This window comes from Saccharothrix hoggarensis (assembly GCF_042678885.1).
GTDB lineage: Bacteria > Actinomycetota > Actinomycetes > Mycobacteriales > Pseudonocardiaceae > Actinosynnema > Actinosynnema hoggarensis.
In genome coordinates, this window is sequence record NZ_JBHTLK010000014.1 from 1 (window position 1) to 16443 (window position 16443).

Consider the following 16443-nt stretch of genomic DNA (forward strand, 5'->3'; position numbering starts at 1 on the left):
CGAACTCACGGTTGAGAATCCCGACGTACGTCGCGTCGCCCAACTTGTTCGCGGCGACCGCGGTGCCGAAGTACCGGCCGCTCTGCTGGGCCGCCGCGGCGAGCGTGGAGGCGGCGCCACTGGCGGGTGACGCCACGAGGACCGCGGCGCCCGTGGCCGCGGCGACCAAGGTTGACACGAGCGCGGCCCGTGCGACTGACTTCGCTGTCAGCGTCATGTTCGGCGCTTTCTGAGGAGCACCCGCGACGATGCGGGTGGGGACGGGTGAGGTCGGAGCGGTCGATGGTCCGCTCGGCGCGTGTGGCCGGGACCTCCCGTAGCCACACGCTGTTCGGTTCGAAACGTTAAGCAGTATTAACCGAAACACTTCGACCGATCAAGGCTTGTGCGCCCCTCCTGTAGGGCCGTCGTTCACCTGCATGAACCTTGGCGAACCGGTTAAGCATGATCTTCGCCAACCGATAAAGACACAGTTCAGAGGCGAGTTCGGCGGGTCTGTGGGATCTGCGGTCGCACGATCCAAAAGACGAGATTTTTTCGCAAAACTTCGAAACAACTTTCGAGGATTTCGACGTGCCGCCGGTTCCGCGCAGACCGAAAGGGCGACGGTCCCGGCCATCACGTGATGCCGGGACCGCCGCCTGGGACGGGTTCGGTGTCGGTCAGGGAGTGGTCAGGTCGAACTTGCGCACGGTGACGGAGCCGCCCAGGGCCTGGGTGGCGTGGTTGAAGATGCCGAAGCGGTAGCCCATGAAGAACTGCCAGGCGTTGTTCAGGGTGAACGCCGGTCCGAGCGGGGTGAAGGTGACGCCGTCGGTGCTGTAGGAGAAGCGGGCGACGCGGTTGGACCCGGGTTGGATGTCGGCGTTGACCCGCAGCCAGATCCGGCCGCCGCTGACCGCGGCGCTCGCGGCCTCGGCGCCGGTGCTGGTGGTGCGCCAACTGCTGTCCATGGCCAGCCCGGTGGTCATGGACACGCGGGTCTGGCCGTTCTCGCGCTTGACGCCGATCCACGCGGAGGACTGGCGCAGCATGGCCAGGCCGGACCGGTCGCCGTCGCGCATCGTGCTGTAGTCCAGCTCGATGGTGGCCGTCGACGTCGGTCCCTGGATGCGGTGGGTGAGCGTGTTGCGGGCGGCGTACAGGTCGTTGGTGACGGTGGCGGTCTGCAACCTCAGCCCGTTGTTCACCGAGTACCGGCTGGTGTCCGGGTCGTGGTTCCACTCCCACTGCGGTCCGAGGGCGGTGCCCGCGAAGGTGTCCGACCCGGTGAGCGGTTTGACCGGACGGGGCGGCAGCGGCGAGGGGTAGTTCACGCCCCACCGGCCGTTGACCGTCTGGAGGGTCGGCCAGCCGTCCGCCGTCCACGTGATCGGCGCCAGTGCCGGCACCCGACCGCCGGGGTAGGCGTCGACGAAGGACATGTAGTGCCAGGACCCGTTCTGGGTCTGGACCAGCCCGCCCTGGTGCGGCACGCCGCCGCCGGGGATCGGGCCCGGCAGGTCGAGCAGCACCTGCCGCAGGGTGTACGGGCCGAACGGGTTGCTCGCCTTCAGGACGTACTGGCCGTTCGCCGGGCGGGTCAGCCAGATGTAGTAGCTGCCGTTGCGCTTGTAGAACCGCGCGCCCTCCAGCGTCCCGATGGTCGACGGGGTCTGGAACACCTGCTGCGCGCGGACCTGCGTGCGCCCGTCGGCGGACAGCTGGGCGACGCTGATCGTGCCGTTGCCGTAGGCGACGTACATCGTGTCGTTGTCGTCGATCAGCATGCCCGCGTCGTAGTAGCAGTTGTCGATCTGGGCGTGCCGGTTCCACGGCCCCTCGACGCTCGCCGCGGTGTAGATGTAGGTGTCGTTGAAGTCGATGCACCCGGCCCAGTAGTAGGTCCGGTTGCTCGGCCGGTACTGCAGCGTCGACGCCCAGATGCCGTTGACGTACGCCCGCTGCCCGTTCGTCAGGTCGTACTTCGTGCCGAAGTCCAGTGACGGCACCGAGTGGCCGGCGAACTCCCAGTTGACCAGGTCGTACGACCGCAGGATCGGCGCGCCGGGGGAGTAGTGCATGGTCGAGGCGGTCATGTAGTACACGTCGCCGACCCGGATGACCTCCACGTCGGCGAAGTCCTGCCACACCACCGGGTTGGTGTACTGGCCGCCCGGTTGCTGCGGGGTCGTGGTGGTGGGCTCGGTCCCGCCGCCGACGCGGACGAGCTGCCACTGCTGGTTGGCGCCGCCCCAGTCGCTGTACTGGACGACGTTCGCGCCGTCGTTGGTGGCGGCGTTCTGCACCTCGACCGCCTTGCCGCTGTTGCGGTTGATCAGGCGGACGTGGCCGCCGTCGGAGTCGGCGAGGCGGAACTGCTGGTTGGTGCCGTTGCCGTCGGACCACTGCACGATGGCCGCGCCGTCGGCGGTGGAGAAGTTGTAGACGTCGAGGACCTTGCCGGAGTGGCGGGACTTGAGGCGGTAGTAGCCGCCGCCGGAGTCGACGAACTGCCACTGCTGCTGGTTGCCGTCGTTGCGGGTCCACTGGGTGATGCGGGCGCCGTCGTTGGTGGCGAGGTTGTAGACGTCCAGTGCCTTGCCGCTGTTGCGGTTCACCAGCACGTACCACGCGTTCGTGTCGACGGTGGCCGCGGAGCTGGTCGCCGAGCCGAAGACGACCATCACACCTCCGAGCACGACCGCGGCCACCACCGCGGCCGTCCGCGACAACCGGCCACGTCTGCGCGCGACGCGCCGGGGGAGCCCATCGGGGGCGGACATGACTGCTCCTTACCCGCCGCTTCGAGCGGCGTGCGGCCCGGCGCCCCGCACGGGTGTGCGGGGCGCCGGGGGCGGTCAGCGCTGCAGCGTCAGCAGGCCCGGTCGGTAGGGCAGGAGACCGTAGTCGCCGCCCGAGTTGGGGCTGCGCCCCTGGTAGAGGAGCTGGAGGTTGCAGGGGTCGATGGTCTTGGTCTGGTCGGCGGTGGCGCGGACCAGGTCACCGTGGCTGATGTCGTTGGTCCAGGTCGCGCCGCTGTTGGCCTTGCCCGCGAACGGGTTGCTCTCGGTGGCGGCCTGCGGCGTCCACGAACCGCCCAGGCTGCCGGACGTGAACGAGCGGAAGTAGCGCCCGTTGGCCCCGATCGCCTCGACGATCATGAGGTACTGGTTCTGGCCCTTGACCTTGTAGACCTCAGGGGCTTCGAACAGGTTGTTCGTCGTGTCGCTCATGATCGTGGTGTAGGACGAGCCGAAGCTGCCCGGGAAGTTCCCGAGCGGCATGACCTGGCGGTAGATCTTGCCGTTGTCACCGGCGAAGAACAGGTACATGTTCGTGTCGTCACCGATGAGCGTCTGGTCGATGGGGCCCGTCCCCGAGCCGGTGATGCTGGCCGTGGAGAGCACCTGCGGCGCCGACCACCCGTTCGGGTTGGTGGGGTCGGTCGACGTCCGGTAGGTGAACGCGGTCCCGCCCCACTGGTAGGCGAGCACCCAGGTGTTCTTGGGGGCGAAGTAGATCAGCGTGGGCGCGACGGTGCCGTTGTTCATGGCCTGCTGGGGCGCCGAGGCCATCTCGGACCAGTTGCTGAACAGCCCGAAGTTCATCGAGCCCCAGCTCGTGCCCGTGTCGTGCGTCGTGCCGTAGACCAGGTGCCTGCCGTTGTAGGGGACGTAGGTGAAGTCCTTCAGCGAGACCCACCCCGGCCGCGGCTGCGCCAGCACCCCGGACGACGACCAGCGGTAGGTCGACGGGAGGGAGCACGTGCCGGGGTTCGTGGTCGTCGTGGTGGTCGGGTTGCCGCTGCCGACGCGGACGAGCTGCCACTGCTGGTTGGCGCCGCCCCAGTCGGTGTACTGGACGATGTTGCCGCCGTCGTTCGTGGCCGCGCCCTGGACCTCGACCGCCTTGCCGCTGTTGCGGTTGATCAGGCGGACGTGGCCGCCGTCGGAGTCGGCGAGCCGGAACTGCTGGTTGGTGCCGTTGCCGTCGGACCACTGCACGATGGCCGCGCCATTGGCGGTGGAGAAGTTGTAGACGTCCAGCACCTTGCCCGAGTGACGGGACTTGAGGCGGTAGTAGCCGCCGCCGGAGTCGACGAACTGCCACTGCTGCTGGTTGCCGTCGTTGCGGGTCCACTGGGTGATGCGGGCGCCGTCGTTGGTGGCGAGGTTGTAGACGTCGAGCGCCTTGCCGCTGTTGCGGTTCACCAGCACGTACCAGGCGGTGGTGTCCACGGTCGCCGCCGACGCGGTCGTCGCGCCGAACGCCGTCAGCAGGCCGCCGAGCAGCACGGTGACGACGGCTGCGGCGCCGGCGAGGGTGCGGCCGCGGCGGGCTCGCCTGACGGTGGTGGGCGGGTGTTGGCCTGACCCGGCCATGGGCGTGCTCCTCTTCTTCGAGGTGGGGGATGACGGACGGGCGCACGGCGGGCGGTCGCCCACCGTGCACCGGAAACCGTGTCGGATCAACCGACGCGGACGAGTTGCCACTGCTGGTTGGCGCCGCCCCAGTCGGTGTACTGGACGATGTTGCCGCCGTCGTTCGTGGCCGCGCCCTGGACCTCGACCGCCTTGCCGCTGTTGCGGTTGATCAGGCGGACGTGGCCGCCGTCGGAGTCGGCGAGCCGGAACTGCTGGTTGGTGCCGTTGCCGTCGGACCACTGCACGATGGCCGCGCCGTCCGCGGTGGAGAAGTTGTAGACGTCCAGCACCTTGCCCGACAGCCTCGACTTCACCCGGTAGTAGCCGCCGCCGGAGTCGACGAACTGCCACTGCTGCTGGCTGCCGTCGTTGCGGGTCCACTGCGTGATGCGCGCGCCGTCGTTGGTGGCCAGGTTGTAGACGTCCAGCACCTTGCCGCTGTTGCGGTTCACCAGCACGTACCAGGCGGTCGTGTCGATGAGCCCCGGCTGGCCGGAACCCTCGTTGAGGGCGTTCAGCACGGCGGTGTAGGCCGGCTTCTTGTTGCCCGCGGCGTCGAAGAGCAGGGGGTTCTGGCCGGTGCGCCACGAGTCGCTGTCGCGGATGCCCCAGACGGTGATGCCGGTGCAACGGGCGACGGCCAGGCACGCGCGGGTGACGGTGGCGTAGGCGTTGGCCTGGTTGGAGCCGGAGATGTCCAGCTCGGTGATCTGCACGTCGACGCCCAGGTCGGCGAAGCGCTGGAGGTTCGCCTGGAAGTCGCTCGGCGCGGAGTTGGTGAGGTGCGCCTGGAAGCCGACGCAGTCGATCGGGACGCCGCGCGCCTTGAAGTCGCGCACCATGGTGTAGATGCCGGTGCTCTTGGCGTTGATGCCGTCGGTGTTGTAGTCGTTGTAGCAGAGCTTCGCGCCGGGGTCGGCGGCACGCGCGGTGCGGAACGCGACCTCGATCCAGTCGTTGCCGGTGCGCTGCAGGTTGGAGTCGCGTCGCCCGCCGCTGGTGCCGTCGGCGAACGCCTCGTTCACCACGTCCCACGAGTGGATCTTGCCCCGGTAGTGGGACGCGACCCGGTTGACGTGGTTGACCATGGCCTGGCGCAGCGCCGAGCCCTCCATGCGCTGCATCCACGCCGGCTGCTGGGAGTGCCACGCCAGGGTGTGGCCGCGCACCTTCATGCCGCGGCTGAGGGCGTGGTTGACGATGCGGTCGCCGCCGGCGAACGTGAACTGGCCCTGGTTGGGCTCGGTCGCGTCCATCTTCATCTCGTTCTCGGCGGTGACGCTGTTGAACTCGCGGTTCAGGATCGTCGTGTAGGCGCTGTCGCCGAGCTTCCCGCCCGCGACGGCGGTGCCGAAGTACCGGCCCTTCTCCGCCGCCGAGGCGCCCAGCGTCGTGCCCGCCAGGGCCCGGCCGTCGAACGCCACCGCCATCAGGGTGGCGACGAGTCCCACGACGAGCAGCAACGCCGTTGTTATCGGTCGACGCGCGGGCGCCGGCCGAATGACCGCTCGTGTCGAATGGTTCATCGGGTGTCCTCGGGGGAGTGTTAGCGCTAACAATCTCGGGATCGACAAAGCTCGATGCAAATGTGATGGCATTGAGTCGCAGTAGTCGACGCGGTGAGTTCGCGCCGTGCCTCTCAGACTGTGGAGGATGACCCCACGGACGGTCAAGACGTTACGAATAAGTTTCGTGCAGGTAGGCGGCGGTGTCGTCTCGACATTAGGCCGTTCGGGCGGCGTGGTGGCCTTGTGGGGGCGGCGTGGCCAGGTCGAACGGCGTTCGACGGGATTCCGTGCCGCGGTCGCTAAAGTTAGCGCAAACATTTTAGCTCGTGCCGACCTGGTGACGCGGGAGCTCGAACACTCCTCGCGGCGGCGCGGTGAGCGGCGACGAACTCTCGCGGAGTCGCGGCGAAGGCCTTGGCCCTGTTCAAGGGGCTGAACAGAGCAATTCGCGCACAAAGCCGACGGGGTGCGCAGGTGGCCGAGAACTCGGCTCGGTACCGTTGTGGTGCAACGGTAGTCGCTAAAGTTAACGCTCACACTTTAGCTTTGACCACGCTGCGGCGACGTGGCTACATTGGCGTGGCAGTCAAGGCCGCTCCGCATCCGAAGAGGCACGCTCAACCGCGTCCGCCCGCGTTGAACGCGACCCCGCCGCACCACCTCGCCGTCCGACGGCGCCCGGCCGCCGGGCAGCCCTCGCACGTCCGCCGACCCCCGGTGGAGGCGCGGTGTCGTTCGGCTTCGACGGTTCCACGAGCGGCGCGCTCCACCTCCCGACCCCCGTGACCCGCGCTGCCGGCGGTGCGACGTCGGCGGCGTCCTCGTCGAAGCGGAAAGAGGCGATGATGCCCACCCGTACCCGTGGACGACTCCTCCACCTGGCCCTGGCGGCCGTCACGGCGCTGGGGGTGTTCACCGCGGCCCCGGTCGCCGCCCCCGTCGCCCAGGCCGCGCCCGGCAGCCCGGCGCTCACCCCGCCGATGGGCTGGAACAGCTGGAACAGCTTCGGCTGCGGCATCACCGAGGCGCAGGTCCGGCAGGCCGCGGACGCGATGGTCTCCTCCGGGATGCGCGACGCCGGTTACCAGTACGTGGTCGTGGACGACTGCTGGTTCGACCCGAACCGCGACAGCGCGGGCAACCTGCGCGCCCACCCGACGAAGTTCCCCAGCGGCATGAAGGCGCTCGGCGACCACATCCACGCCCGCGGCCTGAAGTTCGGCATCTACCAGGCGCCCAACGAGAAGACCTGCGCGCAGGGCGTCGGCACCCACCCCGGCGCCACCGGCAGCAAGGGCCACGAGGTCCAGGACGCCCGCACGTTCGCCTCCTGGGGCGTGGACTACCTGAAGTACGACTGGTGCTCGGGCAGCGGCACCCGCGACGAGCAGGTCGCCCGGTTCACCATCATGCGCGACGCGCTGCGCGCCACCGGCCGCCCGATCGTCTACAGCATCAACTCCAACAGCTTCCACGCGCCGACGGGCGACAAGTACGACTGGGGCGAGGTCGCCGACCTGTGGCGCACCACCGAGGACCTGCTGGACATCTGGCAGAACGGCAACACCAACAGCTACCCGATGGGCGTCGGCAACGTCCTCGACGTCACCGCGCCGCTGGCCGCGCAGACCGGTCCGGGCAACTGGAACGACCCCGACATGCTCGTCGTCGGCCGGCCCGGCCTGACCCTCACCGAGTCCCGCACGCACTTCGCCCTGTGGGCGCTGATGGCCTCGCCGCTCATGGCGGGCAACGACATCCGCACCATGTCGTCCGACATCAGCGCGGTCCTGCGCAACCCGCGGCTGATCGCGGTCAACCAGGACCGGCTGGGCGCGGGCGGTCGACGGGTCCGCGACGACGGCAACACCGAGGTCTTCGCCAAGGCACTGTCGGACGGCTCGGTGGCCGTCGGCCTGATCAACCGGGGCAGCGCGACGAGCACCATCACCACCACCGCGGCGCAGGTCGGCCTGACCGGCGGCTCGTTCACCCTCACCGACCTGTGGACCGGCGCGACGTCCGGCAGCACGGGCCAGATCTCGGCGAGCGTCCCGGCGCACGGCTCGGCCGTCTACCGGGTGTCCGGCGGCGCCCCGTCCGCTTCCACGACGTCACGCCTGCGCGGCACCGGTTCCGGCCGCTGCGTGGACGTGGACAACGCCTCGACCGCCTCCGGCGCGGCCACCCTCATCTGGGACTGCCACACCGCGGCCAACCAGCTGTGGACGACGTGGGCGAACGGCGAGGTCCGAGTCTTCGGCGACAAGTGCCTCGACGCCTACAACCAGGGCAGGACGAACGGCACCCGCGTGATCACGTGGCCGTGCAACGGCCAGGCCAACCAGCGCTGGACGTTCCAGGCCGACGGCTCCCTCCGCAACGCCCAGTCCGGGCTCTGCCTGGACGTCAACCAGGCGGGCACCGCCAACGGGTCCGCCCTGATCCTCTGGACCTGCAACGGGCAGGACAACCAGAAGTGGACCCGCGCCTGACGCACAGCCCCCGTCGCCGATGTCCCTCCCGGAGGTTGACCTCATGAAACCCACGCTGTCGTCCGCGGCTGTCAGGCGGCGGGCAGGCGCCCTGCTCACCGCGATCCTCTGCGCCCTGGCCCTCGCCCCCGCGGTGGCCAAGGCCGACAACCCCATCGTCCAGCACATCTACACCGCCGACCCGGCGCCACTGGTCCACAACGGACGCGTCTACCTCTACACCGGGCACGACGAGGACGGCTCGACCTGGTTCACCATGAAGGAGTGGCGGGTCTGGTCCTCCGACGACATGGTGAACTGGACCGACCACGGCTCGCCGATGAACCTGGGCACGTTCGCCTGGGCCAAGCAGGACGCGTGGGCGGGCCAGGCGATCCAGCGCAACGGCAAGTTCTACTGGTACGTCCCGGTGGTCAACCGCGCCACCGGCCGGATGGCGATCGGCGTCGGGGTCGCCGACAGCCCCACCGGCCCGTTCCGCGACGCGCTCGGCCGCCCGCTGGTGGAGAACGGCGAGATCGACCCGACCGTCTTCATCGACGACAACGGCCAGGCGTACCTGTACTGGGGCAACCCGAACCTGTGGTACGTGCGGCTCAACGCCGACATGACGTCCTTCTCGGGCAGCCCCACGCAGATCCCGCTCACCACGGCGGGCTTCGGCTCCCGCACCGGTGACGCCAGTCGGCCCACGCTCTACGAGGAAGGGCCGTGGGTCTACAAGCGCAACGGCCTGTACTACAACGTGTTCGCGGCGAAGTGCTGCTCGGAGTTCATCGCCTACTCCACCGCGCCCAGCCCCACCGGGCCGTGGACCTACCGCGGCACGGTCATGCCGACGCAGGGCAGCAGCTTCACCAACCACGCGGGCATCGTCGACTTCAAGGGCAGCTCGTACTTCTTCTACCACAACGGCGCCCTGCCGGGCGGGGGCGGCTTCACCCGGTCCGTGGCGGTGGAGAGGTTCGGCTACAACGCCGACGGGACCATCCCGACCATCACCATGACCACGGGCGGAGCGCCGCAGGCGGGCACGCTCAACCCGTTCGTCCGCCAGGAGGCCGAGACCATCGCGTGGGGCTCCGGCATCGAGACGGAACCGTCGTCCGAGGGCGGCATGAACGTCGGCTGGATCGAGAACGGCGACTACGTCAAGGTGAAGGGGGCCGCGTTCGGCACGGGCGCGAGGACGTTCAGCGCGCGGGTCGCCTCGGCCGCCGCCGGCGGCGCGATCGAGGTCCGGCTGGACGGCCCGAGCGGTGCGGTGGTGGGGCGCTGCGGCGTGTCCGGCACCGGCGGCTGGCAGAACTGGACCACGGTCTCCTGCCCGGTCGGCGGCGCGACGGGCACCCGTGACCTCTACCTCCGGTTCACCGGCGGCAGCGGCTACCTCTTCAACGTCAACTGGTGGCAGTTCACGGCGTAGCGGGCGTGCGGTGGTCGCGGGCCAGCGGGCGAGCGCCGACCCGCGACCACCGTGCGGGCTTAGATAGTTCGCGTTCACAAAGGGAGTCGAGGGGCGTCCACCGAGGCGAGATCGACTCGGTGTTTACCAGGCGCGCCAAGTGTTCTTGACGACGGTTGTGACACACCTTACTGTCGTGAGCGCTAACAATCGGAGTTGAGAGCGAAACTTTCGGCCGCACGGTGCGGCGGGCGCTCGACCCGGTTCACGCGATCGCCGGCCTGCGGTGGCACACCGCACGGTGGCGGTGCCGCCTGTTCTCGCACACTTGGAGAAGCGTCGTGAAACTCCGCTTGCCCGTTCTCCGCACCGTCGCGGTCCTGGCCCTCCTCGCCGCCTGCACACCCGGCACGGGGGGCGGCGGGGGAGGGGACGACAAGTCGTTCGAGTTCTGGTCGTTCGCCGCCATCAACCAGAAGCTGACCGTGGACGCGTACCAGGCGAAGCACCCGGACATCCGGATCAAGCTCACCGAGGTGGGCTCCTCGACCGAGACCGCGCAGTCGCTGACCACCGCGCTGGCCGGCGGGAAGGTGCCCGACCTGGTGCTCATCCAGGGCGACAACCTGCCGCAGTTCGTGGAGCAGCCGCAGAACTTCGTGGACCTGCGGACGTTGGGCGCCGACGACATCAAGGGCGACTACCTCGACTGGGTGTGGAAGCAGAGCGTCGCCAAGGACGGCGAGGTGCTGGGCGTCCCCACCGACGTGGGCGGCATGGCCGTGGCCTACCGGACCGACCTGTTCGCCGCCGCCGGGCTGCCCACCGACCGCGAGGCCGTGAGCGCGCTGTGGCCGACGTGGGACGAGTTCATCGAGACCGGCAAGCGGTACAAGCAGGCCACCGGCAAGGCGTTCACCGACAACGCGGCCACCAGCGTGTTCTACCAGGCGGTCAACCAGGTCTCGGAGAAGTACTACAGCGAGGACCGCAAGCTGGTCTACGCCACCAACCCGCAGGTGAAGGCGGCGTTCGACCTCGGCATCAAGGCCGCCACGGCCGGGATCACCGCCGGGCAGTCGTCGTTCGAGAGCGCGTGGAGCGCCGGCATGGCGCAGGGCGGGTACGCCGCCGTGTCCGCGCCGTCGTGGATGCTCAACAGCATCCGCAGCACCGCCCCCGACACCAAGGGCAAGTGGGACATCGCCAAGATCCCCGGCGCCTCCGGCAACTGGGGCGGCAGCTACCTGGCCATCCCCAAGCGCGCGAAGAACCCGCAGGCCGCGTGGAACTACATCAAGGAGATGCAGTCGCCCCAGGGGCAGCTGGAGCACTTCTCCCGCGTCGGCGCGCTGCCCTCCACGCCGTCGGTCTACCAGGACTCCAAGCTGACCGACGCGAAGGACCCGTTCTTCTCCGACGCGCCGACCGGCAAGATCTACACCGACTCGCTGCTGGGCCTGAAGCCGTTCTACATCGGCCCCGACAGCGCGGCCATCGGCCAGGAGTTCCTCAACGCCATCACCAACGTCGAGCAGAGCGGCGGCAACCCGGCCACGGCGTGGGACGACGCGGTGCGCAACATCAAGACCGCCATCGGCGAGTGACGCCGTGACCGCCACGCTCACGCCGGCGCCCTCGGCCGCACTGCCGCCGCCCGCCGCCCCGAAGGCCCGGGGCCTGGGCGAGCGGTTGGCCCCGTACGCCTACATCGCCCCGTTCTTCGTCATCTTCGGGGTGTTCGGGCTGTTCCCGTTCGCCTTCACGTTCTACGTCGCCCTGTTCGACTGGAACCCCATCGGCGACCAGGTGTTCATCGGGGCGGACAACTTCACCCGCATGTTCGCCGATCCCCGGTTCTGGAACGCCACCGGGAACACGCTGAGCATCTGGGCGCTGTCCACCGTGCCGCAGCTGCTGCTGGCGCTGGTGCTGGCGCACGTGCTCAACCACGCGCGGCTGCGGTTCGCGTTGTTCTTCCGCATGTCGGTGCTGGTTCCCTACATCACCTCCGTGGCGGCCACGGCGATCGTCTTCGCGCAGCTGTTCGACCGGGACTACGGGCTGCTGAACTGGCTGCTCGGGCTGGTCGGCGTGGCGCCGGTCGACTTCGTCCAGTCGACGTGGGGCAGCCACGTCCTCATCGCCACGATGGTGACCTGGCGGTGGTTCGGCTACACGACGCTGCTCTACCTGGCGTCGCTGCAGTCGGTGCCGCGGTCGGTGTTCGAGGCGGCGGCGATCGACGGCGCCGGACCGTGGCAGCGGTTCCGCCACATCACCGTCCCGTCGCTGCGGCCGGTGATCATCTTCACGGTCGTCACGTCGACCATCGGCGGGTTGCAGATCTTCACCGAACCCCTGCTGATCGCCTCGGGCGCGCCGCTGACGTGCGGGGCGGTGCGGCAGTGCCAGACGTTGACGCTGTTCCTGTACGAGCAGGGCTTCGGGCAGTTCGAGTTCGGCTACGGCTCGGCGATCGGCGTGGCGCTGTTCGCCATGGTCGTGGCGATCGCGGCGATCAACTACCTGCTGTCCACCCGGATCAAGGCGGACCGATGACGAGCACCGCACCGCGCCACCGGCCCGTCGACCGGGTCCGCTGGTGGACCTACCTGCTGCTGGCGGCGGCCACCGTCGTGTGCCTGTTCCCGCTGTACTGGATGTTCATCGTCGCGACGACCGACACCGCCACGGCGACGCGGATGCCGCCCGAAGTGGTGCCGGGCGGCAACTTCCTCGAGCTCGCGGGCCTGGTGCTGGAGACGGTGCCGTTCGTGCAGTCGTTGCTCAACAGCCTCGCCGTGGCGACCGCGATCGGCGTGGGGCAGGCGTTGCTGTGCGCGTTGGCGGGGTTCGCCTTCGCCAAGCTCCGCTTCCCCGGCCGCAACACCCTGTTCCTGGTCGTGGTGCTCACGATGACCGTGCCGACCCAGCTCTCGGTCATCCCGCAGTACCTGATCATGTCGGAGCTGGGCTGGGTCGACACGTTGCAGGCGTTGATCGTGCCGGGGCTGGCCAGCGCGTTCGGGATCTTCTGGATGCGCCAGCACATCTCCGCCACGATCAGCGACGAGTTGACGCAGGCGGCGCGGATCGACGGCGCGAGCACGTGGCAGGTGTTCTGGCGGATCGCGTTCCCGATCGTGCGGCCGGCGGCGTTCGTGCTGGGCCTGTTCGGGTTCGTGACGGCGTGGAACGACTTCCTGTGGCCGTTCATCGTGCTGAAGTCGCCCGAGCGCTACACGGCCCAGATCGCGATCAAGGCGCTGCAGAACAGCTACGACGTCGACCTGGGTCTGGCGATGTCGGGGTCGTTCCTCGCGACGGTCCCGCTGGTCGTCCTGTTCGTCATCGTCGGCCGCCGCATGGTCGCCGGAATCCTCGACGGCGCTTTCAAGGGCTGACGTCACCACAAGGGGGAACCATGATCTCACCGAAGTCCGAGGTGTCGTTCTACGACAACCCCGTGATCCCCGGGTTCCACCCCGACCCCAGCGTGTGCCGGGTGGGGGACGACTACTACCTGGTGTGCTCCAGCTTCGAGTACTTCCCCGGCGTGCCGGTCTTCCACAGCCGGGACCTGGTGCACTGGCGGCAGATCGGCAACGTCCTCGACCGCCCGTCCCAACTCCCGCTCCCGGCCGACGCGATGGCGTCCGACGGCATCTACGCCCCCACGATCCGGCACCACGACGGCCGGTTCTGGATGATCACCACGAACGTCTCGCACGGCGGCAACTTCGTCGTCACCGCCGAACGGCCGGAAGGGCCGTGGTCGGAGCCGGTGTGGCTCGACCTGCCCGGTATCGACCCCGACCTGGCCTGGGACGACGACGGCAACTGCTGGTGCGCCTTCGCCGGCGCCCACGGACCGACCTTCAACGGCGTGCAGGTCGCCCGCGTCGACCCCGAGGCCGGGAAGGTGCTGGAGGGGCCGTTCCCCGCGTGGGAGGGGACCGGCTTGCAGTGGCCGGAGGCGCCGCACCTGTACCGCGTCGGGGACTGGTGGTACCTCATGATCGCCGAGGGCGGCACCGAACGCGGCCACACCGTGGCGATGGCCCGCGCCCGCTCGCCGCTCGGCCCGTGGGAACCGGCGCCGGCCAACCCGCTCCTGACCCACCGGAGCACGAACCACCCGATCCAGAGCACCGGCCACGCCGACCTCGTCACCACCCCGGACGGCGACTGGTGGATGGTGCTGCTGGCCACCCGCCCGGTCGGCTACAGCCCCAAGTTCCACGTCCTGGGCCGGGAAACGTTCCTCACGCCCGTGCGGTGGGAGGACGGCTGGCCGCGCGTCGGTCCCGTCAACCAGCGGGACCGGGCGCCGGTGGGCGCGCGTCCGCCGGAGGCCGCCCCGCGGCGGGACGACTTCGACGCCCCCGACCTCGAACCCCGGTGGATCTCGCCGCGGTCCCGCCCGGACGGCTCCTGGTCGCTGACCGAGCGGCCGGGGTGGCTCGCCCTGCACGCCACGGGCCCCACGCTGGACCAACCGGGCTGCACGTTCATCGGCCGACGCCAGCAGCACCTCCAGAGCCGGACCGCGGTGCTGCTGGACCACGGCCCCGGTCGCGCGGGCCTGTCGGTGCGCCTGGACGAGGGCCACCACTACGACCTGGAGGTGGCCGACGGGCAGGCCGCCGTCATCGCCCGCATCGGCCCGGTGCGGCAGGTCGTGGCCACGCGTGCCGTGGTCCCCGGCCCGGTGACCCTCGTGATCACCACCCGGTCGGCCCGGAAGTGGACGGCGGGGGAGGAGAGGCGGTCGGGCCTGCACGTCGCCGCACCCGACTACCTCGCGTTCCACGTCGGCGAGGACCCGGAGCCGCTGGCCGAGCTGGACGGCCGGTACCTGTCCACCGAGGTCGCGACGGGGTTCACCGGGCGGGTGATCGGCATGTACGTCACCGAGGGCACCGCGTGGTTCGACTGGTTCGACCACGGCCCGCTCGACGACCCCGAGCCCTCCTGACCGCGGACCCGCGAAAGGTCGGCGCCGGGTCAGCCGAATAGGCGGCGCTGGATCTCGCTGCGGTAGTCCTGCAGCGTGTTGTCGATGTGGAGGCCGGCGGCCCGCGCGGCGGCTTCCGGGTCGCCGTCGCGGATCGCGTGGTAGATGGCGAGGTGCTCCTCGACCGCCTCCGCCGCGTGCCCGCCGACGGTGCCGTGCAGGCCGATCGTGCTGGACTGGCGCTGCAGGCGGCGCGCCTCCCGCACCGCGGCCACGAGGAACTGGTTGTGCGACGCGGCGGCGACGGCGAGGTGGAACTCGTCGTCGCCGCGGTCGAACAGGGCGACCTGGTCGGTCACGTGGCCCTGCCGACATGTCTCGGCCGCGTCGCCGATGGCGCGCAGCTCGGCCGGTGTCGCGTGGATCGCGGCCAGCCGGCTGGCCGCCGTCTCCTGCACCCGGCGGAACTCGAACAGCATGTAGACGTGGTCGAGGTCGGTCGGCATGAAGAACCCGCCCCACCGGGACGAGCCGAGCATGCCCTCGTCGTCGGCGACGTAGAGCCCGCGGCCCTTGTGCGCCCGCACCCGTCCGATCGCGGAGAGGATCTTGACGGCTTCCCGGACCACCGTCCGGCTCGTGCCCATCCGCGCGGCGAGCTCGTTCTCGGTCGGCATCCGGTCACCGGGCCGCAGCTCCAACCGGGCGATGAGCTGGAGGATCTGCTCGGCCACCAACTCGTAGCCGGGGCGGTACGGACCGGTCGCCTGGGTGGTGTCCTGCCGCTCGGGAGACGCGCCGGTCGGGTCTCCCGGCGCAAGTGCGCCATCCGTCAACGCCGCTCCTTCGTGACGGGCCGCCTGCGAACGACGACGGCTCAACACCGTCCGGCCAGCTTACCTCCGATCGGCCGGCCGCAGCTGCGACGTGACGGGAATGAGTACTACTCATCGGCGACGTGACGATAAGGGCTCTGACCAGCGGGTTTGTCCCTCGCCATGGCCGGTGGCGGACGGTCGGACGCGTTGCAGCTTGAAGCGCTGGTTTGGGCTGCCGGTGGCCGTCCACTGCGAGATGCGGGCGTCGTCGGTAGTGGCCGTGGACCAGGACGGTGCCGGGGGACGTCGAAGCGCCGATGACGTCGGCCCGCTTCCCGCTGTGCTGCGCCACGAGGCGGTAGGGCAGACCCGGCTCGACCAGTGGCGGCCGTGCCCAGGACGTCACGCGGTAGGTGTGACCGGCCTGCCCCGCGAACCGGACCAGGTCGGGCTCGACCCGTTCCGGCTGGACCAGGGTGCCACCGGTCTCGTCGCGCAGGTCGAACGCCCCGGTGGACGCCCGGCTGCGGATCTTGACGAGGCCGTCGCGATCGAGGGTGACGGACAGCTCGCTCGGCCAACCGCCGCTCCACGCGCCGGCGACGGTGTACCCGCCACGGCCGCGCAGCCCGGCTGCGCTCCCGGTCGGCCACGTGGGCGGCAGAACGTCCCCGGCTCCGATGGAGCCTTGGCGCAACGTAGCCGGCGGCGAACCGGGCCGGCAATCACGCGGAACGGTGGGGAGTGAGCGATAACAACATCCGTTCAGTGTGACCGCGTCGAACCCCGTATTCGACGGCGAGAAAGCGAGGCTACAACGCAACTATTTCGCTCGTTCGCCTTCGGCGTTA

11 protein-coding genes are annotated in these 16443 nt (G+C 69.7%); 6 read left to right on the top strand and 5 right to left on the bottom strand.

The window, feature by feature from the left end:
* Positions 1 to 662: 662 nt before the first annotated feature.
* The 3 genes from ACFQ3T_RS05135 to ACFQ3T_RS05145 all read right to left on the bottom strand — a co-directional run bounded on the left by ACFQ3T_RS05135 (position 663) and on the right by ACFQ3T_RS05145 (position 5836).
* Entirely contained in the window at positions 663 to 2765 is a 2103-nt protein-coding gene (locus tag ACFQ3T_RS05135) for a family 43 glycosylhydrolase (protein WP_380720353.1), read from the bottom strand.
* A gap of 75 nt (positions 2766 to 2840) precedes the next feature.
* Complete coding sequence (locus ACFQ3T_RS05140; RefSeq protein WP_380720356.1) at positions 2841 to 4364, bottom strand: non-reducing end alpha-L-arabinofuranosidase family hydrolase; 1524 nt, start codon at positions 4362 to 4364, stop codon at positions 2841 to 2843.
* A gap of 86 nt (positions 4365 to 4450) precedes the next feature.
* A complete protein-coding gene (locus tag ACFQ3T_RS05145; protein ID WP_380720459.1) occupies positions 4451 to 5836 on the bottom strand; it encodes an endo-1,4-beta-xylanase in 1386 nt (461 codons plus the stop codon).
* Positions 5837 to 6759: 923 nt separating this feature from the next.
* Between ACFQ3T_RS05145 and ACFQ3T_RS05150 the strand changes: the two genes are divergently transcribed.
* From ACFQ3T_RS05150 to ACFQ3T_RS05175, 6 genes are all read left to right on the top strand, one after another.
* Complete coding sequence (locus tag ACFQ3T_RS05150; protein WP_380720359.1) at positions 6760 to 8409, top strand: glycoside hydrolase family 27 protein; 1650 nt, start codon at positions 6760 to 6762, stop codon at positions 8407 to 8409.
* A gap of 43 nt (positions 8410 to 8452) precedes the next feature.
* Positions 8453 to 9835, top strand: coding sequence for a glycoside hydrolase family 43 protein (locus ACFQ3T_RS05155; RefSeq protein WP_380720362.1), 1383 nt, complete (start codon positions 8453 to 8455; stop codon positions 9833 to 9835).
* A gap of 320 nt (positions 9836 to 10155) precedes the next feature.
* The gene (locus ACFQ3T_RS05160) at positions 10156 to 11421 is read left to right on the top strand and encodes an ABC transporter substrate-binding protein (protein ID WP_380720365.1); all 1266 of its coding nucleotides are present in this window, start codon (positions 10156 to 10158) and stop codon (positions 11419 to 11421) included.
* 4 nt (positions 11422 to 11425) lie between these two features.
* Complete coding sequence (locus tag ACFQ3T_RS05165) at positions 11426 to 12376, top strand: carbohydrate ABC transporter permease (protein WP_380720368.1); 951 nt, start codon at positions 11426 to 11428, stop codon at positions 12374 to 12376.
* Positions 12373 to 13221 (top strand): carbohydrate ABC transporter permease, encoded by an 849-nt coding sequence (locus tag ACFQ3T_RS05170; protein WP_380720371.1) that lies wholly within the window; start codon positions 12373 to 12375, stop codon positions 13219 to 13221. Before ACFQ3T_RS05165 ends, ACFQ3T_RS05170 begins: the two co-directional genes overlap by 4 nt.
* Before the next feature lie 20 nt (positions 13222 to 13241).
* Entirely contained in the window at positions 13242 to 14795 is a 1554-nt protein-coding gene (locus tag ACFQ3T_RS05175) for a glycoside hydrolase family 43 protein (RefSeq protein ID WP_380720374.1), read from the top strand.
* Between the two features lie 29 nt (positions 14796 to 14824).
* Here ACFQ3T_RS05175 and ACFQ3T_RS05180 read toward each other — a convergent pair whose 3' ends face one another.
* Both ACFQ3T_RS05180 and ACFQ3T_RS05185 read right to left on the bottom strand, forming a co-directional pair.
* Complete coding sequence (locus ACFQ3T_RS05180) at positions 14825 to 15508, bottom strand: FadR/GntR family transcriptional regulator (RefSeq protein WP_380720377.1); 684 nt, start codon at positions 15506 to 15508, stop codon at positions 14825 to 14827.
* The gene (locus ACFQ3T_RS05185) at positions 15456 to 16415 is read right to left on the bottom strand and encodes a glycoside hydrolase family 95-like protein (protein ID WP_380720379.1); all 960 of its coding nucleotides are present in this window, start codon (positions 16413 to 16415) and stop codon (positions 15456 to 15458) included. The genes ACFQ3T_RS05180 and ACFQ3T_RS05185 overlap by 53 nt, the downstream gene beginning before the upstream one ends.
* Positions 16416 to 16443 lie beyond the last annotated feature (28 nt).

Coding starts and splice junctions, on each gene's coding strand:
- ACFQ3T_RS05135 (WP_380720353.1), bottom strand. CDS start 2,765: ATGTCCGCCCCCGATGGGCTCCCCCGGCGCGTCGCGCGCAGACGTGGC.
- ACFQ3T_RS05140 (WP_380720356.1), bottom strand. CDS start 4,364: ATGGCCGGGTCAGGCCAACACCCGCCCACCACCGTCAGGCGAGCCCGC.
- ACFQ3T_RS05145 (WP_380720459.1), bottom strand. CDS start 5,836: ATGGCGGTGGCGTTCGACGGCCGGGCCCTGGCGGGCACGACGCTGGGC.
- ACFQ3T_RS05150 (WP_380720359.1), top strand. CDS start 6,760: ATGCCCACCCGTACCCGTGGACGACTCCTCCACCTGGCCCTGGCGGCC.
- ACFQ3T_RS05155 (WP_380720362.1), top strand. CDS start 8,453: ATGAAACCCACGCTGTCGTCCGCGGCTGTCAGGCGGCGGGCAGGCGCC.
- ACFQ3T_RS05170 (WP_380720371.1), top strand. CDS start 12,373: ATGACGAGCACCGCACCGCGCCACCGGCCCGTCGACCGGGTCCGCTGG.
- ACFQ3T_RS05175 (WP_380720374.1), top strand. CDS start 13,242: ATGATCTCACCGAAGTCCGAGGTGTCGTTCTACGACAACCCCGTGATC.